Below are 23,318 nucleotides of genomic sequence, written 5' to 3'. Positions count from 1 at the left end.
ATTGGCACTGGCATGGCCGACGGTCGCGAAGAGTTGCTCGTCCACGTGGGAAAGCGCCGGAAGCACCCAACGCACGATAGACAAACCAATCGACCAAACGCTTGTTAGATGATATAGTATACGGCATGGCAAAGGAGCAAGACAACCCACTCTCGCGCAGAGATGCGATCCTGGCGGCCGCGGCGAGCCGGTTCCGGCGCCAGGGTTTTGAGCGCACTTCGGTGCGCGAGATTGCCCAAGCCATGGGCATGACTTCAGGCTCGCTCTTCTACCATTTCGCGACCAAGGAGGATCTGCTGGTGGCGATCATGGAGGAGGGTGTTCGCGACATCATGCGGTCGGTGCGCGACGGGCTGGCTGGCGAAGTTCGCTTGCCCGAGCGGCTGCTGTCGATGGTGCGCAGCCACCTGAAGGCTTTGCTAGGTACGAGGCTCGACGCCATGACCGTGCTGCTCTATGAGTGGCGCAGCCTTTCGCCGGCCGCCCAGACCCGGGTGATGGCATCGCGCGACGCCTACGAGACCTTGTGGATGACGCCGATCAGCGAGGCTGCGGCGCTGGGCCTGGTCGATACAGATGTCGTGTTGGTGCGCCAGACAGTTCTCGGTGCCCTCAACTGGACGGCGCAGTGGTACCGGCCTGGCGGGCGTCTGGACATCGATGCGTTGGCGCAGCGCATGTACGCGATGCTGTTTCCTCGTGTGGCCGCATCGGGAGTGAGCAGTGATTGAACGGGCCGGATTCGGCTTCCATCTCACCGTTTTCAATTGTTTATTTTAGTCACATGGAGATAAAGTGAAGATATTGGTCGCCGTCAAGCGGGTGCTGGACTACAACGTCAAGGCCCGCGTCAAGTCCGACGGTTCGGGAGTCGATCTCGCGAACCAGAAGTTGTCCATGAACCCTTTCGACGAGATCGCCTGCGAAGAGGCGGTGCGCCTCAGGGAGACCGGTGTCGCTTCTGAAGTGATCGTTGTTTCCTGTGGCCCGGCGGCTTGCCAGGAAACGCTGCGCAGCGCCATGGCCATCGGCGCTGATCGCGCCGTGCTGGTTGAAACTGACGCCGCGCTCGAACCGCTCGCGGTGGCCAAGCTGATGCAGCATGTGGCCCAAAAAGAAGGTGTGCAGTTCGCCATCTTCGGCAAGCAGGCGATTGATGACGACGCTGGCCAGACTGGCCAGATGTTTGGCGCGCTGATGGGCTGGGCCCAGGCCAGCTTCGCCTCCAAGGTGCAGATCAGCGGCGACACGGCCACCATCACTCGCGAGATCGACGGTGGCCTGGAAACCCTGGCCATGAAGCTGCCGGCCGTGATCACGACCGACCTGCGCCTGAACGAGCCGCGCTTCATCACGCTGCCCAACATCATGAAGGCCAAGAAAAAGCCGATGGAGGTGATCAAGGCGGCCGAGCTCGGCATCGACATTGCGCCACGCACCGTGACCCTGCACGTCAGCGAGCCGCCGACCCGCAAGGCCGGCATCAAGGTGGCCGACCCGGCCGAACTCGTCAAACGACTTAAAGAAGAAGCGAAGGTGATCTGATGACAACCCTGATCATTGCGGAACACGACAACGCCGTACTCAAAGCGGCCACGCTGAACACGATTGCCGCCGCCACGCGCATCGGCGGCGACATTCATGTGCTGGTGGCGGGCCGCAACTGCGCTGCCGTGGCCCAGACTGCGGCGGCGGTTGCGGGCGTGAGCAAGGTGCTGCACGTTGACGCGGCGCACCTAGAGGCCCACCTGGCCGAGAACCTGGCCGAGCTGGTGCGCTCACGCGTGCGCGCCGATGTCGGCTACACCCATGTGCTGGCGCCAGCCACCGCCTTTGGCAAGAACGTGCTGCCGCGCGTGGCGGCCTTGCTGGACGCCTCCCAGGTGTCGGACGTGATCGCGATCGAGTCGCCCGACACCTTCCTGCGCCCGTTCTATGCCGGCAACGCGCTGGCCCGCGTGCAATCGAAGGATGCCATCAAGGTGCTGAGCATTCGCACCACCGCCTTCGACCCGGTCGGTGCGGGCGGCACGGCAGCGGTCGAGACGCTGGACGCGGCTGGCGATCTCGGCTTGACCACCCTGGTCGGGCGTGAGGTGGTGAAGCTGGAGCGCCCGGAACTCGCCGCTGCATCGGTCATCGTATCGGGCGGACGCGGACTGGGCGCGGCCGACAAGTTTCACGCCGTGCTGGAGCCGCTGGCCGACAAGCTTGGCGCGGCGATCGGCGCCTCGCGCGCCGCCGTCGACGCCGGCTACGCGCCCAACGACTACCAGGTCGGCCAGACCGGCAAGATCGTGGCACCCCAGTTGTACGTGGCGGTTGGCATCTCGGGCGCCATCCAGCACCTGGCCGGCATGAAGGACAGCAAGGTGATCGTTGCGATCAACAAGGACGCCGAAGCGCCGATCTTCCAGGTGGCCGACTATGGGCTGGTGGCGGATCTGTTCACAGCGGTGCCCGAATTGGTGACTGCGTTATAGGTTGCAGCGGATGCCGAGGTAAAGCAGAGGCCAGGCCTGTTCCTGGCAGTATGGTCGGCGGCACCGGCCAAACAATTCAAAAAGTAGGAGACATCGATCATGAGCCCATCAACCTCCGTCATCGCTGATGTGCCATCCCCTGGCGCAATTGCCCGCGTGGCCATCGGCGACTTCCTGCGCCGCTCGGCAGCGCGAGACCGCGCCAAGACGGCGTTCGTGCTCGGCGATCAGAGCATGAGCTACGGTGAGCTCGATGAGCGCGTGACCCGCTGCGCCAATGCCTTGCTGGCCGCTGGCTTGGTGCGAGGTGACCGCGTGACCACGCTATGCAATAACTCGCTTGAGTTCCTGGTGGCCATGTTCGGCATCCATCGCGCCGGCCTGATCTGGGTGCCGATCAACACCGGCCTGGGGCTGGATGACGTTCGCTACATCATCGACCACTCTGAGGCGCGCTTCCTGCTGGTGGATGCCGCTCTGCTGGTGCGCCCGGAGTTGCGTGCAGCCATCGAGGCGCAGCCCGGTCGCGGATGGGTGCTGGAAGGCGAGGGGGCTGGGGCTTTCTGCAGCTTCGCTGCAGCGATTGCTGCGCAGTCTGCCACTGAGTCCGAGGTCGAAATTCATGACCGCGACGTAGCCCAGATCATGTACACCAGCGGAACCACCGGCCGCCCTAAAGGGGTGATGCAAAGCCATTTGTCGGTGGTGATGGCAGCGATGAACAACGCGCTTGAGTTGGGGGTGTGGCGCGATGCCGTGAACATTGCCGTGCTGCCCCTCTTTCATTGCGCCCAGCACACGCTGATGTGCGGCGTGCTGGCGGGCGGCGGCACGGTGATTGTGATGCGCGCTTTCGAACCCGCCGCCATGCTCGACGCCATCGAGCGTGAACGGGTGACCTTGCTGGTGGGCTTGCCGCTGATGCACCAGGCCATGCTCGATCATCCCTCGCGCCCGGGGCGCGACCTGTCGAGCCTGCGCATGTGCGTGTACGCCATGGCGCCCATGGCCGAGACCCTGCTGCGCCGCCTGATCGCCGAGTTCTGCCCGAATTACTCATTGGCCACCGGCCAGACCGAGATGTACCCGCTCACCATGGCCTTCCGGCCCGAAGAGCAGCTTAAACGCTTTGGTTCCTACTGGGGCGCCAGTGCATTGATCAACGACACGGCGGTGATGGACGACGCGGGCCAGCTGCTCGGCCCCGGCGAGGTCGGCGAGATCGTGCACCGCGGTCCGAACGTGATGGAGGGCTACTACAAAAATCCCGAAGCCACCGCCGAGGCACGCGCTTTCGGCTGGCACCACACCGGTGACCTCGGCATGTGGGTCGATGGCCAGATGATGTTCAGGGACCGCAAGAAGGACATGATCAAGACCGGCGGCGAAAACGTGCCGTCCATCAAGGTCGAGGCCACGTTGCTGCGCCACCCGGCGGTGGCCAATGTGGCGGCGGTAGGTTTGCCGCACCCGCGCTGGGTCGAGGCGGTCACCGCCTTCGTGGTGCTCAAGCCAGGGGCGCAGGCCGACGAGGCCGAGTTGATCAACCACTGCAAGGAGCATCTCGGTGGCTTTGAGGTGCCCAAGGCGATCCGCATCGTCGATGCCTTGCCGATGACCTCCACCGGCAAGATTCAAAAGCATCCGCTGCGTGACAGCTATCGCGCCCTGTACGAGGACATTGAACGATAGGTGTGGGGAAGGTCATGGGGTGTGCAACACACGCCCGCGCCTGTGACCAGGCTGCTTGCAAGGCGTGCTTCGGCTTGAGGTCCTAACTAACCACCGTTCTGTCAATATGTTCGCATGACCTTTATCGAAACCAGCCGGTTTCCGGCAGGCGCGGACAGTCGCCCTTGATCCTTGATCCTTGATCCTTGTTCATCCCACCGTCAGAAAGGTTTTCCATGTCCGTCGTTCCTGCCATCTTGCTTGCGGTTGATGCCGACGGCATTGCGACCCTGACCCTCAACCGGCCCGATCAGCTCAATGCCTTCGATCTTGAGATGGTGGATGCTTGGCGCGCAGCACTTGAGCAGGCCGAAGCTGATGAGCGAGTCAAGGTCATCGTCGTCACCGGTGCCGGTCGTGCTTTTTGTGCCGGCGGCGATTTCGAGGAGATGGCCAAATTCAGCGAAATGGACAGCATGGGACGCAAGGATTTTCTGTACCGCCACGTGCATCGCATTGCGCTGACGCTGGAGCGGATGGAAAAACCGGTCATTGCCGCTGTCAACGGCGCTGCGCGAGGCGCTGGCTGCGACATGGCTTTGATGTGCGATATCCGTTTGATGGCCAGCTCAGCCACGCTTGCCGAGAGTTATATCAACATCGGACTGATGGCTGGTGATGCCGGTGCCTGGTACTTGCCGCGCCTGATTGGCACCGCGCGCGCGCTTGAGTTGTTCTGGACCGGTCGCGTGGTGGGGGCGGAAGAGGCCGAACGCATTGGCATGGTCAATCGCGTGGTGCCCGATGCCGAACTGATGACCGCCACCTACGATATGGCGCGCACCATTGCCGCCAAGCCGCAGCAGGCGGTACGCTTTTTTCGCCGCGCCGTCTACCAAAGCCAGACCATGGCGCTCGCCACGCACTTGGACATGGTGTCCTCGCACATGGCGGTGCTCGAAGACACGCCTGAGCATCGCGCCGGCATTGCGGCTTTCCGCACCCGCTCGCGCGCCAGCAAGTAAAAAAGGGCGGCGCCGTGCAAGGCATTCTGAGTGGCATCACCGTCATCGATCTGTCCCGCTTGATTGCCGGGCCTTACGCGGCCATGGTGCTGGCCGATCTGGGCGCGCGCGTCATCAAGGTCGAGGCGATCACCGGCGAGGAGGGGCGGCATTTTGGCCCGCCGTTTTATGGCGACTCCAGCGTCGCTTTCATGACCTGCAACCGGGGCAAGGAGTCGATCGCGCTGGACATACGCACCCCTGCCGGGCGCTCGGTGCTGGAGCGGCTGATTTCAAAAGCCCAGGTTCTGGTGCACAACTTTCGCCCCGACTTTGCCGAGACACATGCGCTGACCTACGACGCGGTGCGGCGCATCAACCCGACGCTGGTGTACTACATGGTCAGCGCCTTCGGTGAGCAGGGCGACTACCGGCTCAGGCCCTCGGTCGACAGCGTGGTGCAGGGCATGACGGGGGCCTTCTACGCCAGCGGGGAAGAGGGCAATCCACCGGTTCGTATCGGCTTGCCGATCATCGATGTGGCGTCCGGCATGTGCGGCGCGTTGGGCGTGCTGGCCGCGGTGATGCATTGGCAGCAGACCGGCCAGGGGCAGCGCGTGGAGTTGTCCCTGGTGGACACCATGTTCAATTTTCTTGCCAGCAAGGTGGGTGAATATGCGGTTGAGCAGCGCGAGCCGGTTCGTGCGGTGAACCTGCCGATTGCTGTGCCGAGCCGTCACTTTCGAGGCTCCGACGGTGCCTGGTTCAGCGTGTCGGTGGTGAATGAAGGTGCGTTCAAGCGGTTTTGCGCCGTCATCGAGCGGCTGGAGTGGCTCAACGATCCGCGTTACCAGCGCAATGCGGTGCGCATTGCCAACCGGCCGGCGCTGCTGGCTGAACTGGAGGCGATTTTCATCACCCGTTCGGCGGCTACCTGGGTGGCAGCCTTCGAGGCCGCCGATATTCCCTGTGGTCCGGTGAACACGGTGTCCGAGGCCATGGCCGACCCGGTGCTGGTCGCCCGTTTCGTGGAGCATCCTGAGATGCCGGGGCTGCCGCTAATCCCTTTTCCGGCGCAGCTTGCCGCGGGCATGCGCAAGATCGGTGACATGCTGGCACCTCCCGCGCTGGGGCAGCATACCGGGCCGGTGTTGGGCGAACTGGGCTATGGTGGGCCGGAGATTGCCCAACTGGTGCGCGACGAGGTCGTGCGCCTGCACGAAACTGCCATGGCAACCGCAGCAGTAGGGAAACCATGAGCAAAACTTCGCCCGACATTCTGTGGATCCCCAGCGCGGATCGCATCGCGGGTGCCGAGTTGACCTGTTTCCAACAATGGCTGGAACGCGAAAAAGGCGTGCGCTTTGCCGGCTACGAGGCCTTGTGGCAATGGTCCGTGGATGACTTGGAGGGTTTCTGGGGCGCCATCGTCGGCTATTTTGAGCTTCCGCTCGACGACTGGAATGGCCCGGTTCTGAGCGATCGGCAGATGCCGGGCGCGCAATGGTTTGTGGGCGCGCGCACCAACTATGCGCGGCAGGTGTTCCGGCACGCTACGGATGCCAGACCGGCCATCGTTTTTCGCAATGAAGCGGGCGAGCGGGCGGACATGTCTTGGCGCACGCTGCAGGACCAAGTGGCGGCGCTGGCGCAGTGGCTGCGCGCAGCGGGCGTGGGGCCGGGCGACCGCGTGGTGGCCTACCTGCCCAATATTCCGCAATCCATCGTGGCTTTTCTGGCCACGGTTTCCGTGGGGGCGATCTGGTCGGTGTGCTCGCCCGACATGGGGGCGCCCACGGTGCTGGACCGTTTCCGGCAAATCGATCCGAAGGTGTTGATCGCGGTCGATGGCTACCGCTGGGGTGGCAAGCGCTTCGACCGGCGCGACACCGTGGCCATGCTGCTCGACGGGCTGCCCAGCGTCGAGCGCTGCGTGCTCCTGCCCTACCTGGAGCGCAGCAGCGCCAGCGTGGGCGCGCTGCGCGGTGGCGTGCTCTGGAGCGAGGTGGTCAGCGGCCCAGCTGAACTGCGCATTGAGTCAATGCCTTTCGACCACCCGCTGTGGGTGGTGTATTCATCGGGCACCACCGGCTTGCCCAAACCCATCGTGCACGGCCATGGCGGCATCGTGCTGGAGCAGGTCAAGCTGATGCGCCTGCACAATGACCTCGGTCCCGAAGACCGCTTCCACTGGTTTTCCACCACGGGCTGGATCATGTGGAACTGCCAGGTGGGTGGCTTGCTGGTGGGGGCGACGGTCTGCCTGTACGACGGCGCCCCGGCCTGGCCCGACTACACCACGCTGTGGCGCTTCGCGGGGGAAGTCGGCGTGACGTTTCTGGGTGCCGGTGCGGCGTTTTATGCGGCCTGCCAGAAAACAGGCGTAGAGCCGCGCGAGGTGGGCGCGCTGGGGCCGCTGCGCACCGTGGGTTCGACCGGCTCGCCACTGTCCCTGGAAAGCTACCAGTGGATTGCCAAGCATGTCGGGCGCGATGTCTGGATCAACCCGATCTCCGGCGGCACCGACTTCGCAGGGGCCTTCGTCGGCGGCGTGCCGACCCTGCCCGTTGCCGTGGGAGAAATGCAGGGGCGCTGCCTCGGGGCGCGCGTCGAGGCCTTCAACGAGCAGGGCCAGCCGGTCGTGGACGAGGTGGGTGAGTTGGTCTGCACCGCGCCCATGCCGTCCATGCCCCTCTACTTCTGGAACGACCCCGGCAACCGGCGCTATCTGGACAGTTATTTCGACATGTACCCCGGCGTCTGGCGGCATGGCGACTGGCTTCGCATCACACCGCGCGGCGGCGCAATCATCTACGGCCGCAGCGACACCACCATCAACCGCCACGGCGTGCGCATGGGCACGAGCGACATCTACAGCGTGGTCGAGGCGCTGCCCGAAGTGCTCGACAGTTTGGTGGTCGATCTTGAGTTTCTGGGGCGCGAAAGCTATATGCCGATGTTCGTCGTGCTGCGCCAGGGCGTGGCGCTGGACGCGCCGCTGATCGGGCGCATCAAGAGCGCCATCCGCGCGGCCGCGTCGCCGCGCCATGTGCCGGACGAGGTGTTTCCCGTGGCCGAGGTGCCGCGCACGCTCACCGGCAAGAAGCTCGAACTGCCGATCAAGAAGCTGCTGCTCGGCCAGCCCATCGACAAAGTGGTCAACCGCGATGCGCTGGCCAACCCCGCCAGCCTTGACTGGTTTCTTGAGTTTGCGCGCGTGCGTGCCACGCAGACCCGATAGTTTCCCCCAACCAATATCACGAAGAAACACCATGAGCGATCAGGAAGTCATTTACGACGTCAAAAATTACGTTGCCACCATCACCATCAATCGGCCCAAGACGCTCAACGCTTTCACTGGTGACACCATCAAGGACATGGAGCGACTGCTGGCCCAGGCCGGCGACGATCCGAAGGTCGGCGTGATCGTGCTGACCGGTGCTGGCGAGCGCGCCTTTTGTGTCGGCGGTGATGTCAACTGGGAAAAGGGCGAAGGTGGCAAGAGCGGCCTGCAGGACCTGGAATTCAACTTCAACCGCCAGATCGCCGAATGTCCCAAGCCGGTGATCGCGCGCGTCAACGGCTATGCCATTGGTGCCGGTCACCACATTGCCTACTTTTGTGACTTCACGATTGCCGCCGAGCATGCGATCTTTGGTCAGAACGGGCCACGCGTCGGCTCACCGGCCGGTGGCTACATCGTCTCGCACGCGGCCAATGTGCTTGGCCACAAGCGGGCGCGCGAACTGTGGATGCTGTGCCGCCGCTACAGCGCGAAGCAGGCGTTCGACTGGGGTCTGGCCAACTCGGTGGTGCCCATGGCCCAACTCGACGAAGAGGTGCAGAAGTACTGCGACGAATTGCTGTCGCTGTCGCCGACCTGCCTGAAGATTGTCAAGCGTTCGTTCTACCACCACATGGCCCCGATCATGGGCAAGGACATGAACGACCTGATCCAGGAAGTGGCACCTAACTATTTCAGTACCGGCGAGCAGCAGGAAGGGGCCAGCGCCTTTCTTGAGAAACGCAAGCCCGACTTCAGCAAATTCCGCTAACCGGTAACCTTTGTCCTGCGCGGCTCGGCGGGGAACTTTTAGAGACTGAAAATGATGAACCAAGAAACTTACCCCGAGTTGCGTGCCGCGCTGCGCGATCTTTTCAAACGCTTCCCTGACGAGTACTTTCGCAAGATTGACGATGCCCGTGCTTACCCCGAGGCGTGTGTGGACGCGCTGACCAGGGCCGGCTGGCTGGCGGTGATGATTCCGCAGGAGTATGGCGGAGCCGGCCTGGGTCTGGCCGAAGCCTCGGTGGTGATGGAAGAGGTCAACCGCTGCGGCGGCAACGCCGGCGCCTGTCACGGCCAGATGTACAACATGGGCACCTTGCTACGCCACGGCTCGGACGAGCAAAAGCAACGCTACCTGCCCAAAATCGCCAGCGGCGATCTGCGCCTGCAGTCCATGGGCGTGACCGAGCCGACCACAGGCACCGACACCACCAAGATCAAGACCACCGCGGTCAAGCAGGAAGGCCGCTATGTGGTCAATGGCCAGAAGGTCTGGATCTCGCGGATTCAGCATTCCGACCTGATGATTTTGCTGGCACGCACCACCCCGCTCAAGGATGTGAAGCGCAAGTCAGAGGGCATGTCGATCTTTATCGTTGACCTGCACCAGGCCATTGGCCAGGGCATGACTGTGAACCCGATCCGCAACATGGTCAACCACGAGACCAATGAGCTGTTCTTCGACAACCTCGAAATCCCGGCCGAGAACCTGATCGGCGAGGAGGGCAAAGGTTTCAAGTACATCCTGGACGGCCTGAACGCCGAGCGCACGCTGATTGCCGCCGAGTGCATTGGCGACGCCCGCTGGTTCGTCGAGCGCAGCGCCCGCTATGCCCGCGAGCGCCGCGTGTTTGACCGCCCGATTGGGCAGAACCAGGGCGTGCAGTTTCCCTTGGCCGAGGCCCACATCGAGACCGAAGCCGCTGACCTGATGCGCTGGCGTGCCTGCGAGCTGTTTGACGCCCACCAACCGTGTGGCGCAGAGGCCAATATGGCCAAGTACCTGGCCGCCAAAGCCTCCTGGGAGGCGGCCAACACCGCCATTCAGACCCATGGCGGCTTTGGCTTTGCCTGCGAATACGACATCGAGCGCAAGTTCCGCGAAACCCGGCTGTACCAGGTGGCGCCGATCTCCACCAACCTGATTCTGAGTTACGTGGCCGAGCATGTGCTCGAGTTGCCGCGCTCATTCTGAAAGAAATTGCCATGCGTCCATTGGAAGGAATGCTGATTGTCACGCTGGAGCACGCGATTGCCGCGCCGTTCTGCACCCGCCAGTTGGCCGATCTCGGCGCGCGCGTCATCAAGGTCGAGCGTCCGGGCGAGGGCGACTTCGCCCGCGCCTACGACAGCCGGGCCCACGGCTCGGCTTCCCACTTCGTCTGGTGCAACCGCTCCAAGGAAAGCCTGACGCTCGACCTCAAACACCCGGCCGCACGCGCCGTACTGCAAAAGCTGGTGGAGCGCGCCGACGTGCTGGTGCAGAATCTGGCGCCCGGTGCTGCCGCGCGCATGGGACTGGACCATGCCAGCCTGGCGCCGGTCAACCCGCGCATCGTGGTGTGCGACATCTCGGGCTACGGCGACGGCGGCCCCTACACCGCGAAAAAAGCCTATGACCTGCTGATCCAGAGCGAAGCCGGTTTTGTGTCGGTGACCGGAACGCCGGAGACGCCATCCAAGGCCGGACTGTCGATTGCCGACATCGCCGCTGGCATGTACGCCTACAGCAGCGTGCTGGCCGCTTTGCTGGAGCGCGGGCGCACGGGGCGTGGCCAACGGCTCGAAATCTCCATGCTCGAAGCCATGTCCGAATGGATGGGCTTCCCGCTCTACTACACGCTGGATGGCCAGCCGCCGCCGCTGCGTGCTGGCGCCTCGCACGCCGCCATTTACCCCTACGGCCCTTTTACCTGCGGCGACGGCAAGCAGGTGGTGCTGGCGGTGCAGCACGACCGCGAATGGGCCACCTTCTGCAACCAGGTGTTGCAATTGCCCGAGCTGACCGCACAGTACCTGGGCAACGCCAACCGGCTGGCCCAGCGCGAGAAACTGCGCGGCATCATCGAAGGTGTCTGCGCCACCCTGACCGCGGCGCAACTGGTGGCGCGGCTGGATGCGGCGCAAATCGCCAACGGCCAGCTCAACGAGATGGCCGACCTGTGGAAGCACCCGCAACTCGCGGCGCGTGGGCGCTGGACCGAGATCGATTCGCCAGGCGGCACGCTGCCGGCGCTGTACCCGCCGCACCACGTCCAGGGCAGCGAGCCGCCGCCGCCCATGGGGCCGGTGCCTGCGCTGGGTCAGCACACCGAAGCCATCCTGACCGAGCTCGGCTACGGCGAGACTGACATCGCCCGGCTGCGTGCAGACCAAGCCATCTGACTGCGAGATCGATGCCATGACCCCAGATACAAACCCGAGCGCGACGCTGGCTGCCTTTGCCGCCGATCTGTCATTCGACACCATTCCGGCGCCGGTGCTGCGCCGAACCGAAGACCTGTTCCTCGACTGGTACGCCTCCGCGTTGGCGGGCAAGGGCGCCCGGCCGGTCGAGGCCATCGAAGCCTATGCCCGCACCATGGGGCCGGCCTCCGGCCGCGCCGAGGTGCTGATCTCGCGCCGCACCACCTCGCCCCATTTCGCTGCGATGGTCAACGCGGCCGCCTCGCATTTCGCCGAGCAGGATGACGTCCACAACGGCTCGGTGTTTCATCCCGCAGCCGTCGTGTTCCCGGCGGCGCTGGCCATCGCGCAGGACATCGGTGCCAGCGGCCGCGAGTTCCTGGCCGCCGTAGTCGCGGGCTATGAAGTCGGCATTCGGGTGGGCGAGTTCCTGGGCCGCTCGCACTACCGCATCTTTCACACCACGGCCACCGCCGGCACGCTGGCCGCCGCTGCGGCGGCCGGACGGCTGCTCAAGCTCGATGCGACCACCATGCTGCATGCCTTCGGCAGCGCCGGCACACAAGCCGCCGGGCTGTGGGAGTTTTTGCGCGACGCCGCCGACTCCAAGCAACTGCACACCGCGCATGCGGCGTCCAGCGGCTTGGCTTGCGCCTACTTGGCGCGCGAGGGGCTGACCGGCGCGCGCCAGATTCTGGAAGGCGCGCAAGGCATGGCTGCGGGCATGTCGAACGACGCCGATCCGGCGCGCCTGACCGACCGCCTGGGCCAGCGCTGGGCCACGGCGGAAACCTCGTTCAAATACCACGCCTCGTGCCGCCACACCCACCCCAGCGCCGACGCGCTGCTGGCGCTGATGCAGACGCATGGGCTCAAGGCCGACGATATTGCCGCGGTGACCACCCATGTGCACCAGGGCGCCATCGACGTGCTGGGCCGCGTCACCGTGCCCGCCACCGTGCACCAGGCCAAATTCTCAATGGGCACGGTGCTGGCGCTGGCCGCCGAATACGGCTTTGCCGGGCTGAATGAATTTGAAGCGCATTACCTCGCGCCCCGCGTGGCCGCCTTGCGCGACCGCGTGACGATGCAGCTCGACGCCGAGGTCGATAAGGCCTACCCGCAGCGCTGGATCGGCAAGGTAACGGTGAGCACGCGCGATGGCCACACCTTTGGCGCGCGGGTCGATGAGCCCAAGGGCGACCCTGGCAACACCCTGACACGTGCCGAGCTGGAAGACAAGGCGCAGCGCCTGGCGGCCTACGGCAAGGGGGCCACGCCTGCAGAGGTGGAGGCACTGATCGCGCGCGTCTGGGCGGTCGCCGAGGCGCCGCACATCGAGCGCTGGTTGGCGGCATGAGCATGGCGACCAGCACCCCCGGCCTCCATGTCCTGCCGCGTGCCTATCTTTTTGTGCCCGCAGACAGGCCTGAGCGTTTTGCCAAGGCGCGCGCCAGCGGCGCCGACGCGGTGATTGTTGATCTGGAAGACGCGGTTGCCCCCGAGGCGAAGGCGAGCGCACGCGACGCGTTGGCGGCGGCGCTTGATGCGTCGGCACCGCTGGTTGTGCGCATCAATGCTGCTGGCACGCCCTGGTTTGAAGACGATCTCGAACTGTGTCGCCATCCTGGTGTGGCGGCGGTGATGCTGCCCAAGGCCGAGGGTATCGATGCCGTGTGCACCGTGGTCGAGATCACCTATAAGGACGTGTTGCCGATCATCGAGTCGGCGCGCGGCATTAGGGAAATCCACAGCATTGCGAGCGTGCCGGGCGTGATCCGCCTGGCTTTTGGCAGCGTCGATCTGGCGCTCGATCTGGGCATTGACTGTGCGCCCGATGGCGCGGAGTCAGAGCTGCTGGCTTTCCGCTCACAAGTGGTGCTGGCCTCGCGGCTGGCCGGGCTGGCCGCGCCAGTTGATGGTGTCAGCACCGCGATTGAGGACCTGCAACGCTTGCAGGCGGACACTGAACGCTCACGTCGACTCGGCTTTGGTGCCAAGCTGTGCATCCACCCGAAGCAGCTTGCCATCGTCCAGGCGGTGTTCACGCCGACCCCCGAACGGCTTGACTGGTCGCGCCGCGTCTGCAAAGCATTTGAAACGGCGGGTGGTTCCGCTGTGGCGGTTGACAGCCAGATGGTCGATCTGCCGGTGTACCAGCGTGCACAAGCCGTGCTGCGCGACGCGGGTCTGAGCGCCTGATTTTTTAAGCCCACCCCAAACCGACTGGAATTTCTCATGACCCGCAAGAACAAACCCATCCGCTCCGACATTGCGTGGAGTACCCCCGACCGCATCGAGGTGCACGGCAAAAGCCTGCCCGACGAAATTCTTGGCCATCTCAACCTGGGTGATATGGCCTTCCTGCAGATCGTCGGGCGCATGCCGACGCCGCAGGAGTCCAACGTATTCAACGCGATCGCGGTGACGCTGGTCGAACACGGCATCACGCCGAGTGCGCTGGTCGCGCGACTGACTTACGCCGGTGCGCCCGAATCGCTGCAGGCGGCGGTGGCGGCCGGATTGTGCGGCCTGGGCAGCGTGTTCGTCGGCAGCACCGAAGGCACCGCCAAAATGCTGTACGAGGCGCTGCCGCCGGGCACACGCGACGCCGATCTGGAGCGCATTGCGCGCGAAACCGTGGCGGCCTACCGAGAGCGTGGCCAGATCATTCCGGGGCTCGGCCATCCGCTGCACAAGCCGGTCGATCCGCGTGCCCCGCGCCTGTTCCAGATCGCCAAAGACAACGGCTTTTCCGGCGACTACATCCGCCTGGAACAACTGATCTGCGACGAGGCCGAACGCGCCGCTGGCAAGTCGCTTCCCGTCAACGCGACCGGCGCCATCGGCGCCATCAGCTGCGAACTCGGGCTGCCATGGAAAATCGTGCGCGGCATCGGCGTCCTGGCGCGTGCCATCGGGCTGGTAGGGCACATCCTGGAAGAGAGCAAGAACCCGATGGCGGTCGAGATCTGGCAGCGGGTCGAAGACGAGGCCACCCAGCACATCAGGCCGCAAGGCGCCTGAAGCGCTGTGGCTGGCCTTGCAGGCACGATTCGCCCGCGTCGATCTATCGATTGAATTTTGCTGGACACCACTGGAGTATTGCGCGATGAATGACACGATCCTGAGAGAAGAACCCATTCACTGGGTGCAATCACCTTCGCAGACTGCCGAGGCATCGAGCGTGGGAGCCTGGTCGACCGAAGCCGTAGTGGCGCTGTTCGATCAGCCGTTTACCGAGCTTCTGTTTCGCGCGCAGACCGTTCACCGCGAGCACTTCGACCCGACCGAGGTCGAGCTTGCCACGCTGCTGTCGATCAAGACCGGTGGCTGCCCGGAAGACTGTGGCTACTGCCCGCAGTCGGTGCACTACGACACCGGCGTAGCGGCCAGCAGGCTCATGGCGGTGGAAGAGGTGCGCGACGCGGCCGTGCGCGCCAAGGCGGCCGGCGCCACACGCTTCTGCATGGGCGCGGCCTGGCGCGCGCCCAAGGACCGCGACGTGCAAGCCGTGGCCGAGCTGGTGCGCGCGGTCAAGGACGTGGGCCTGGAGGCCTGCGCCACCCTGGGCATGCTCAACGAGGGCCACGCCGAAACCCTGCGCGACGCCGGGCTCGACTACTACAACCACAACCTGGACAGCGCCCCCGACTTTTACGGCGACATCATCACCACGCGCGATTACCAGGACCGGCTCGACACCCTGCAACGCGTGCGCGGGGCGGGCGTCCGGGTCTGCAGTGGCGGGATCGTGGGCATGGGCGAGACGCGGGTGCAGCGTGCGGCGCTGATCGCCCAGCTGGCCAACCTGGCGCCCGATTACCCCGAATCGGTGCCGATCAACAACCTGGTCAAGGTCGAAGGCACGCCGCTGGCCGATCAGGCCGAACTGGACCCGCTGGAGTTCGTGCGCATGATCGCGGTCGCCCGCATCACCATGCCGCGGGCCCGGGTGCGCCTGTCGGCCGGGCGCCAGCAGATGAGCGATGCGGTGCAGGCCCTGTGTTTTGCGGCCGGCGCCAACTCCATCTTTTATGGCGAGAAGCTGCTGACCACCGGCAACCCCGACATCGAACGCGACCGGGCGCTGATGCAGCGCCTGGGCCTGCATGCGCGCCACACTTTGGGCGCCTGAGGACCACGACCATGTTTCGCACCCTGCTGAAATCCAAAATCCACCGCGCCACCGTCACCCACTGCGAGCTGCACTACGAAGGGTCCTGCGGCATCGACGAAGACCTGCTTGAGGCGAGCAACATCCGCCCCAACGAACAGGTGCACATCTGGAACGTCAACAACGGCGAACGTTTCATCACCTACGCCATCAAGTCGCCGCGCGGCAGCGGCATCATTTCGCTCAACGGCTCGGCCGCCCGGCGCGCCAGTGTGGGCGACCTGGTGATCATCGCGGCCTTTGGCATGGTTCACGAGGACAAGCTCGACGAGGCCGTGCCGAAGCTGGTGTTCCCCGACGCCGCCAACCGCATCGTCGAGACCCGCAGCGAGCCCGCCGGTCCGCAGTCCGGCGATCCGGTCATCCTGCCCCTAGGCGCCGAGCTTTGATGCTACCTGTGTCGGCCAACGACGCCTGGCGCTAGCGCAGCCCGGCTGGGGTTTGGCACCCCTGCACCCAGATGAAGCTGCACGCGTCCGAGGGTGCTGCGCTGCCGCTGATTCCCGTGGCGCGGGCCCAGGAGTGTGGCTGCGCGACCACGGAGGCTGGTGCCATCTGAATGCGATCAGCTCCTGGTGGGTCAACCTGTTCGGGCACAACTGACCTGCCCCCCGCCATCCGCACCGCGCTGATCGATCAGTTGCACACGCTCGACCACGTGATGCTGGCTGGTTTCACCCACGGGCCGGCGGTTGAACTGTCCGAGCGCCTGGCTGCGCTCACTGGCCTGGGCCACGCCTTCAACGGGAGCGACGGCGCCAGCGCCACCGAGAGCGTCAAAGTGATCCGCGCGGAACTGGCTTTCGGCGACGCAAAAGAACAGTATCACCGTTTTGAGGAGGGTTCTCTTCCAACATCTGCCGGAAACGCTGTGCAGCGCTACCGTCGGCGCTCGGCTGCATTGCCACGCCGAGCGCTACCGCGAGCGATGCTTCTGACGACACATCGCGAAACTCCACTCGCCTGGTGGAACCTGTGCTGCATGCTGCAGGGACCAATGCCACCCCGATGCCGCTTTCCACAAGACTGACCAACGTCTGAACCTGCACGGCTTCCTGCGTGACCCGGGGAGTAAAGCCAGCGGTCTGGCAGACCAGCATCACCTGTGCTCTAAGGTTTACCGCGCTCGACGCTGAGTACATGATGAAAGCTTCATTGGCCAAGTCCGATAGCGCCACGCGTTTGCGCCGGGTCAGCGGATGGTGCATCGGCAAGGCGACCACCAGCCTGTCCCATTCCACCGGTCTGATTTCGATCGGTGTGGCTTCTGCCACGGGGTATCGAACGAGCCCTAGGTCCAGCGCACCAGCCTCCAGGTCGCGAAGTATCTGTGTGGTCGTGCCTTCGCGCAAGTCGAGCACCACATTCGGGTAGCGCTCGCGAAAAAGCGGCAGTACGCGTGGCAGCATCGCATAGGTGGCGGAGCCTACAAAGCCAATGCGCAATCGCCCGCCAACGCCGTTACGCAGAGCGACGACAGCGCTGCGTAACTGCTCAGCATGGAAGGCAATCTGCTGCGCATCCACCAGAATGATACGACCTGCGTCGGTAAGACGCACGCCGCGCTTGCTGCGCTCGAAAAGTGGTGCGCCGAGGTCTGCTTCCAAGCGCCGGATGCCCGTTGACAGGGGCGGTTGCGCAATGTGCAGCCGTTCCGCCGCCTTGCGAAAGCTCTGCGTTTCCACCACGGCCAGGAACTGGGTGATCTGCCGGAAGTTCATTATCAAAAGGATATCACTGACGTCTCATTTGGTATTGGACGTGGAATCTATCGATTCGTACAGTGAAGTCCATATCAACAGGAGACAACCCAACATGAAGGTTATCGTCCCCGTCAAACGCGTGGTGGATTACAACGTCAAGGTGCGCGTGAAGAGCGACGGCAGTGGCGTGGACATCGCCAACGTCAAGATGAGCATGAACCCGTTTGACGAAATCGCGGTGGTAGAAGCCGTGCGCCTGAGAGAGAAAGGCGTGGTCACCGAGGTGATCGCCGTCTCCTGCGGTGTCACCCAGTGCCAGGAAACCCTGCGCACCGCCATGGCCATTGGTGCGGACCGCGCCATCCTGGTGGAGACCAACTTGGAGCTGCAGCCCCTGGCCGTGGCCAAGCTCTTGAAGGCCCTGGTGGACAAGGAGCAACCCGGTCTCATCATCCTGGGCAAACAGGCGATCGACGACGACTGCAACCAGACCGGCCAGATGCTGGCCGCGCTCGCCGGCCTGCCACAAGCCACCTTCGCCAGCAAGGTGGAAGTCGCTGACGGTAGAGCCACCGTCACGCGCGAAGTCGACGGTGGCCTGGAGACGCTCTCCATCACGCTGCCCGCCGTCATCACCACCGACCTTCGTTTGAACGAGCCGCGTTACGTGACGCTGCCCAACATCATGAAGGCCAAGAAGAAGACGCTGGACATCGTCAAGCCCGAAGACCTCGGTGTGGACGTGACGCCGCGCATCAAGACCCTGAAGGTCAGCGAGCCGCCCAAGCGCGGCGCGGGCATCAAGGTGGCCGATGTCGCTGCCCTGGTGGACAAACTCAAAAATGAAGCCAAAGTGATCTGAGGACCGACAAATGACTGCACTCGTAATTGCCGAACACGACAACGCCTCCATCAAGGGCGCCACGCTCAACACCGTGGCTGCCGCCACCCAATGTGGCGGTGAGGTGCACGTGCTCATCGCCGGCCACAACGCCGCTGCAGCAGCCGCCGCGGCCGCACAGATCGCGGGCGTGGCCAAGGTGATCCACGCCGACGCCCCGGGCTTCGAACACGGCCTGGCCGAGAACGTGGCAGCCCAGGTGCTGATCATCGCGGCGAACTACAGCCACATCCTGTTCCCCGCCACCGCCAGCGGCAAGAACGTGGCGCCCCGTGTGGCCGCCGCAATCGATGTGGCCCAGCTCTCCGACATCACCAAGGTCATCGCAGCCGACACCTTCGAGCGCCCGATCTACGCCGGCAACGCCATTGCCACGGTGCAGGGCCTGGACGCCACGCACGTGATCACCGTGCGCACCACGGGATTCGACCCCGCAGCGGCCACCGGTGGCAGCGCCACGGTGGAAACGGCAGCAGCAGCCGCCGACGACGGTAAGTCCAAATTCATGGGCAGCGAGATCGCCAAGAGCGACCGCCCCGAGCTCACGGCGGCCAAGATCATCGTCTCCGGTGGCCGGGCACTCGGCAGCGCGGAGAAGTTCAACGAGGTGATGACGCCGCTGGCCGACAAGCTGGGCGCAGCACTCGGAGCGAGCCGCGCCGCGGTGGACGCGGGCTACGCACCGAACGACTGGCAGGTGGGCCAGACCGGCAAGATCGTGGCCCCGCAGCTCTACATTGCTGCGGGCATCTCGGGCGCGATCCAGCACCTGGCCGGCATGAAGGACTCCAAGGTCATCGTGGCGATCAACAAGGACCCCGAGGCCCCGATCTTCTCGGTGGCCGACTACGGCCTGGAGGCCGATCTGTTCGTGGCCGTGCCCGAGTTGATCAAAGTGGTCTGAAATTTACATCCTCTCTCTTTACGAACGACTCCACGGAAATACCCATGACAGAACGCGAACAGACACTCGAGCTTCTCATCGATGCCGCCCGCCGCTTCACGCGCGAGGTGCTTCTACCCGCCGAGACGGTGGTGGAGGAGACGCAGGAGATTCCCCCCCACGTGGTGAAGGGCCTGCGGGAACTCGGCCTCTTCGGCATGACCATCCCCGAGGAATACGGGGGCCTCGGCCTCAGCATGTTCGAGGAGGCAAGCCTCGTTTTCGAAATCGCCTACGCGCAGCCCGCCTTCCGCTCCTACTTCGGCACCACCAATGGCGTGGGCACGTTGGGCATCGTCAACGATGGTACCGAAGAGCAGAAGCGAAAGTACCTGCCCAAACTCGCGACCGGCGAGATGATGGCGTCCTTCTGTCTCACCGAACCCGACTCCGGCTCCGATTCCGCTGCTCTGATCACCAAAGCTGTGCGCGATGGCAATCACTACGTCATCAACGGCACCAAGCGCTTCATCACCAACGCCATCCATGCCGGCGTGTTCACCGTCTTCGCGCGCACGGCTCCGAAGGAGGTCGGTTCGAAGGGTATCTCCGCTTTTCTGGTCGATCGTGACACACCCGGCATCACTGTGGCCAAGCCGTACAAGAAGATGGGGTTCGCGGGCTCTCATGAGTCCGACGTGATCTTCGAGAACTGCCGTGTTCCTGCCAGCGCCTTGCTCGGCGCGGAAGGCACGGGATTTCGCAACGCGATGATGTCGCTGGACCACGCACGGCTGCACATGGCCGCAGTGGCCACCGGACTGTGCGAGCGCCTTCTTGACGAAGGAACGCGCTACGCGATGGAGCGCAAGCAGTTCGGCCAGCCCATTGCCAATTTCCAGATGATCCAGTCCATGCTGGCTGAGAGTCAAACCGAGCTGTTCGCTGCGCGCGCCATGGTCGAGAAGGCCTCGCGGGAGAAAGATGCTGGAAAGAAGACCACCAAGGAGGCCGCATGCTGCAAGTACTACGCGACCGAGGCGGCAGGCCGCATCGCCGACCGCATGCTGCAGGTGCACGGAGGCAATGGCTACATCAAGGAATACGCCATCGAGCGCCTTTACCGCGACGCGCGCCTGCTTCGCATCTACGAGGGAAGCAGCCAGATCATGCAGCTCATCATCGCGCGCGAACTGCTCCGCGAGCACGCCTAAGGATCACACGCAACACCAACAGGAGGGCGAATTCATGAGCACATGAAAGAAGCCCATAACCTTGATTCGCCGCGACAAGACCATAACCCTAGGAGACAAGACAATGACCCCGATTCGAACCGTGCTGGGCCTCACCCTTTCTGGCCTGTTTCTCGCCGTCCCTCTTGCGAGCTTTGCGCAGGACTACCCATCAAAGCCCATCCGTATGATCGTGCCATTCTCTGCAGGCGGGCCGACCGACGTACTGGCACGGTCCCTCGCCAAGAGCATGGGGGAAGTGCTCGGCCAGCCCATCATCGTGGACAACCGCCCAGGGGCCGGAGGCAGCATCGGCATCGACGGGGTGGCCAAGGCAGCACCCGACGGCTACACCATCGGAATGGCTCACACCGGCACGACCGCGATCAATCCACACCTCTACCCACGCCACCCCTACGATCCGCGCACCGATCTGACTCCGATCACTCCCATCGTTTCGTACACCAACGTGCTGGTCATCAACCCCAAGGTGCCAGCCAACACGCTGGCCGAGTTCATTGCATGGACCAAGCGTAGTGGTGTTTCGGCCAACTACGCATCGGGCGGCAACGGCGCAACCAACCACCTCTCCGGAGAGCTGCTCAAAGCGTTGACAGGCGCGAAGCTCGAGCACATTCCTTATAAGGGCAGTGCACCCGCCCTGGTGGACGTCATGGGCGGCAGCGTCTCGGCCATGTTCGATATCCCCATCACCTCGCTGCCTCAAATCCGTGCCGGCCATGTCAGGCCGCTTGCCGTGACCAGTGTCAAGCGCAGCAGTTATCTGCCCGACGTGCCCACCATGCGCGAGTCCGGTGTGCCAGGCTTCGACGAAGCGGGTAGCGACCTGTGGTTCGGTCTGGTGGCCCCTGCCAAACTCCCTCAACCCGTCGTCGACCGGCTGTATCAGGCCGCTCTCAAAGCGATGCAGACCCCAGAACTTCAGCAGGCCATTCGTGGCATGGCCTACGAGGCATGGACCTTGCCCCCCACCGAGTTCAAGTCCTTCATGAACATCGAGTATGACAAGTGGGGAAAGGTCGTCAAACTCTCCGGCGCGAAAGTCGATTGAAAATGAGCGGACCTCTTTCTGGCATTCGCGTTCTCGATCTGACGAGTGTGATCATGGGCCCATATGCCAGCCAGCAGTTGGCTGACTTGGGTGCCGATGTGATCAAGGTCGAACCGCCTGGCGGGGACGTGATGCGTCAAGCCGGCCCTATGCGAAATCCTGGCATGGGCCACTTCTACCTGACGACCAACCGCAACAAGCGCTCCATCGTTCTCGACCTCAAGAAGCCTTCAGGTCGCGACGCGCTGCTGCACATGGCAGCCAGCTCAGATGTGCTGCTCTACAACATCCGGCCGCAGGCTATGGCTCGCCTGGGCCTCGGGTACGAAGACCTGAAGAAGGTGTCTCCGAAGATCGTCTACGCTGGCGCCTACGGATTCAGTCAGCGTGGCCCCTACGCCGCAAAACCCGCCTACGACGATCTCATCCAAGGCATGTGCGGCATCCCTTGGCTTACGGGGCAGGCCACTGGAGAGACGCCCCGGTATGCCCCCATGGTATTGGTCGACCGCGTGGTCGGTCTGCAACTGTGCAACGCCATCACCGCTGCACTGTTCTATCGCGAGCGTTCCGGCATTGGACAGCGGATTGATGTGCCCATGTTTGAAGGCATGCTTTCCATAGTGCTTGGTGAGCACCTTGCCGGGCACCTCTATAGACCGTCGACGGGACCTTCCGGATATCAGCGTAGTCTCGCACGTGATCGCCGACCCTACGAGACAAGCGATGGCCATATCTGCGTCCTGGTGTACAACGACAAGCATTGGCGTAGCTTCTTCGATGCCATTGGCAAGTCCGAGGTATTTGCGCAGGACGTGCGCTTCAGCAGCCAGGGCAAGCGCCTCGAGCACATTGACCACGTCTACGGCTTTCTCGGCGAAATCTTTCGAACACGAAGCACTGGGGAGTGGCTTGCGCTGCTGGAGCACGCAGATATTCCCGCAGCACGCATGTACAGCATTGACGACATCCTGGCCGACCCTCATCTTGCGGAAACCGGATACATCCAGCAGGTCACTCATCCAAGCGAAGGGGAAATGCTAGATGTAAGCATCCCTACTGAGTGGTCGCACTCAGTGCCGGAAAAGAGGCACCATGCACCCAAATTGGGGGAGAACACGGTGGAACTGTTGCGCGAATTTGGCTATTCCGACGAACACATCCGAGCGTTGTTGTCTGAGGCAGCGGTTCAACAATGAGCCTATTGCTGTTGAATTTCACTGATCTCTGATCCAAGACTACAAACGGGCAAAGAACGCTTGGTCGCGCCAGGAGGCGTCGAGTCCCACCCGCACGGGGTCGGCGTCTTTGCAAGCGCGAAACCATCCTCCCATCAATGTCGTCTTGCTGTAGCCGACCGGTGCAAAGATTGCCACGATCCAATCGTGCATTGACAAGGGCTCAATCGCCCGCCGCGCAACCGTGGTCATCGTCAGGTCAGAGCCCCCTCGACTACAGTCTGGGAGGACGACGCAGCGAAATGGGGTCAGCGAAATCTCGCATTGAGTTGAATCATTTGTTCAGACACGCTCAGAAGGCGCGCAAAGACGCTGTTTCACGCTTGAAGTCCGGCCGCCCGGAATCGCGGCAGCGTCACACCGCCACCGACGGGCTCGCAAACCAGCTCGACGGCCATGTCGAAGGTGACCACCGAAGGATCTGGACCGACGAAGGCGCTGATCATCCGCGGACCTTCTTCGAGTTCTACCAGCAGCAC

21 protein-coding genes and 1 pseudogene are annotated in these 23,318 nt (G+C 63.7%); 21 read left to right on the top strand and 1 reads right to left on the bottom strand.

The genetic code is table 11. From position 1 onward, the window contains the following. The first annotated feature begins 125 nt into the window (after positions 1–125). From V6M63_RS15900 to V6M63_RS15825, 16 genes and pseudogenes are all read left to right on the top strand, one after another. Entirely contained in the window at positions 126–731 is a 606-nt protein-coding gene (locus V6M63_RS15900; RefSeq protein ID WP_291086741.1) for a TetR/AcrR family transcriptional regulator, read from the top strand. A 64-nt stretch (positions 732–795) separates the two neighbouring features. Continuing rightward, positions 796–1,545, top strand: coding sequence for an electron transfer flavoprotein subunit beta/FixA family protein (locus V6M63_RS15895; protein ID WP_332743449.1), 750 nt, complete (start codon positions 796–798; stop codon positions 1,543–1,545). After that, positions 1,545–2,483 (top strand): electron transfer flavoprotein subunit alpha/FixB family protein, encoded by a 939-nt coding sequence (locus V6M63_RS15890; protein ID WP_069047330.1) that lies wholly within the window; start codon positions 1,545–1,547, stop codon positions 2,481–2,483. The genes V6M63_RS15895 and V6M63_RS15890 overlap by 1 nt, the downstream gene beginning before the upstream one ends. A 99-nt stretch (positions 2,484–2,582) precedes the next feature. Next, complete coding sequence (locus V6M63_RS15885) at positions 2,583–4,175, top strand: AMP-binding protein (protein ID WP_056278436.1); 1,593 nt, start codon at positions 2,583–2,585, stop codon at positions 4,173–4,175. A gap of 215 nt (positions 4,176–4,390) precedes the next feature. Then, positions 4,391–5,179 (top strand): enoyl-CoA hydratase/isomerase family protein, encoded by a 789-nt coding sequence (locus V6M63_RS15880; protein WP_056278432.1) that lies wholly within the window; start codon positions 4,391–4,393, stop codon positions 5,177–5,179. 14 nt (positions 5,180–5,193) lie between these two features. Continuing rightward, a complete protein-coding gene (locus tag V6M63_RS15875) occupies positions 5,194–6,417 on the top strand; it encodes a CaiB/BaiF CoA transferase family protein (protein WP_332743446.1) in 1,224 nt (407 codons plus the stop codon). Beyond that, positions 6,414–8,399, top strand: a complete 1,986-nt coding sequence (locus V6M63_RS15870) for an acetoacetate--CoA ligase (RefSeq protein ID WP_332743445.1) — start codon at positions 6,414–6,416, stop codon at positions 8,397–8,399. Before V6M63_RS15875 ends, V6M63_RS15870 begins: the two co-directional genes overlap by 4 nt. A gap of 31 nt (positions 8,400–8,430) precedes the next feature. Beyond that, the gene (locus V6M63_RS15865; RefSeq protein ID WP_056278424.1) at positions 8,431–9,213 is read left to right on the top strand and encodes an enoyl-CoA hydratase-related protein; all 783 of its coding nucleotides are present in this window, start codon (positions 8,431–8,433) and stop codon (positions 9,211–9,213) included. Between the two features lie 51 nt (positions 9,214–9,264). Further along, positions 9,265–10,422 (top strand): acyl-CoA dehydrogenase family protein, encoded by a 1,158-nt coding sequence (locus tag V6M63_RS15860; protein ID WP_442909602.1) that lies wholly within the window; start codon positions 9,265–9,267, stop codon positions 10,420–10,422. A 29-nt stretch (positions 10,423–10,451) separates the two neighbouring features. Beyond that, positions 10,452–11,612 carry a CaiB/BaiF CoA transferase family protein gene (locus V6M63_RS15855; protein ID WP_082586012.1) on the top strand — a complete coding sequence of 387 codons (1,161 nt, stop codon included), beginning with the start codon at positions 10,452–10,454 and terminating at the stop codon, positions 11,610–11,612. A gap of 16 nt (positions 11,613–11,628) precedes the next feature. Beyond that, positions 11,629–12,993, top strand: coding sequence for an MmgE/PrpD family protein (locus V6M63_RS15850; protein ID WP_056278598.1), 1,365 nt, complete (start codon positions 11,629–11,631; stop codon positions 12,991–12,993). Further along, positions 12,990–13,835, top strand: coding sequence for an HpcH/HpaI aldolase/citrate lyase family protein (locus V6M63_RS15845; protein ID WP_332743440.1), 846 nt, complete (start codon positions 12,990–12,992; stop codon positions 13,833–13,835). The genes V6M63_RS15850 and V6M63_RS15845 overlap by 4 nt, the downstream gene beginning before the upstream one ends. A 36-nt stretch (positions 13,836–13,871) precedes the next feature. Beyond that, the gene (locus tag V6M63_RS15840) at positions 13,872–14,660 is read left to right on the top strand and encodes a citryl-CoA lyase (protein ID WP_056278412.1); all 789 of its coding nucleotides are present in this window, start codon (positions 13,872–13,874) and stop codon (positions 14,658–14,660) included. A gap of 85 nt (positions 14,661–14,745) precedes the next feature. Then, entirely contained in the window at positions 14,746–15,771 is a 1,026-nt protein-coding gene (bioB, locus tag V6M63_RS15835) for a biotin synthase BioB (RefSeq protein WP_332743436.1), read from the top strand. Between the two features lie 11 nt (positions 15,772–15,782). Further along, entirely contained in the window at positions 15,783–16,199 is a 417-nt protein-coding gene (panD, locus tag V6M63_RS15830; protein WP_056278406.1) for an aspartate 1-decarboxylase, read from the top strand. A gap of 71 nt (positions 16,200–16,270) precedes the next feature. Further along, positions 16,271–16,582 (top strand): annotated as a pseudogene (locus V6M63_RS15825) (aminotransferase class III-fold pyridoxal phosphate-dependent enzyme); the annotation flags it as partial. Between the two features lie 4 nt (positions 16,583–16,586). Here the strand turns inward: V6M63_RS15825 and V6M63_RS15820 are convergent. Next, entirely contained in the window at positions 16,587–17,531 is a 945-nt protein-coding gene (locus tag V6M63_RS15820; protein WP_086124726.1) for a LysR family transcriptional regulator, read from the bottom strand. Between the two features lie 94 nt (positions 17,532–17,625). On the opposite strand from V6M63_RS15820, the gene V6M63_RS15815 reads away from it, so the two are divergent. The 5 genes from V6M63_RS15815 to V6M63_RS15795 all read left to right on the top strand — a co-directional run bounded on the left by V6M63_RS15815 (position 17,626) and on the right by V6M63_RS15795 (position 22,800). Further along, positions 17,626–18,375 (top strand): electron transfer flavoprotein subunit beta/FixA family protein, encoded by a 750-nt coding sequence (locus V6M63_RS15815; RefSeq protein WP_332743431.1) that lies wholly within the window; start codon positions 17,626–17,628, stop codon positions 18,373–18,375. 10 nt (positions 18,376–18,385) lie between these two features. Next, a complete protein-coding gene (locus tag V6M63_RS15810) occupies positions 18,386–19,318 on the top strand; it encodes an electron transfer flavoprotein subunit alpha/FixB family protein (protein WP_332743429.1) in 933 nt (310 codons plus the stop codon). A 44-nt stretch (positions 19,319–19,362) separates the two neighbouring features. Beyond that, complete coding sequence (locus tag V6M63_RS15805) at positions 19,363–20,511, top strand: acyl-CoA dehydrogenase family protein (protein ID WP_056278394.1); 1,149 nt, start codon at positions 19,363–19,365, stop codon at positions 20,509–20,511. A 61-nt stretch (positions 20,512–20,572) separates the two neighbouring features. Continuing rightward, on the top strand, positions 20,573–21,601 hold the full coding sequence (locus V6M63_RS15800) for a Bug family tripartite tricarboxylate transporter substrate binding protein (RefSeq protein WP_143435943.1): 1,029 nt from the start codon (positions 20,573–20,575) through the stop codon (positions 21,599–21,601). 2 nt (positions 21,602–21,603) lie between these two features. Beyond that, positions 21,604–22,800, top strand: coding sequence for a CaiB/BaiF CoA transferase family protein (locus tag V6M63_RS15795; RefSeq protein WP_056278389.1), 1,197 nt, complete (start codon positions 21,604–21,606; stop codon positions 22,798–22,800). Positions 22,801–23,318: the final 518 nt, after the last annotated feature.

The organism is Hydrogenophaga sp., from assembly GCF_036675665.1.
GTDB lineage: Bacteria > Pseudomonadota > Gammaproteobacteria > Burkholderiales > Burkholderiaceae_C > Hydrogenophaga.
Note: the sequence above shows the minus strand (reverse complement) of the source record. Positions and strands in the feature narration are given on the sequence as shown.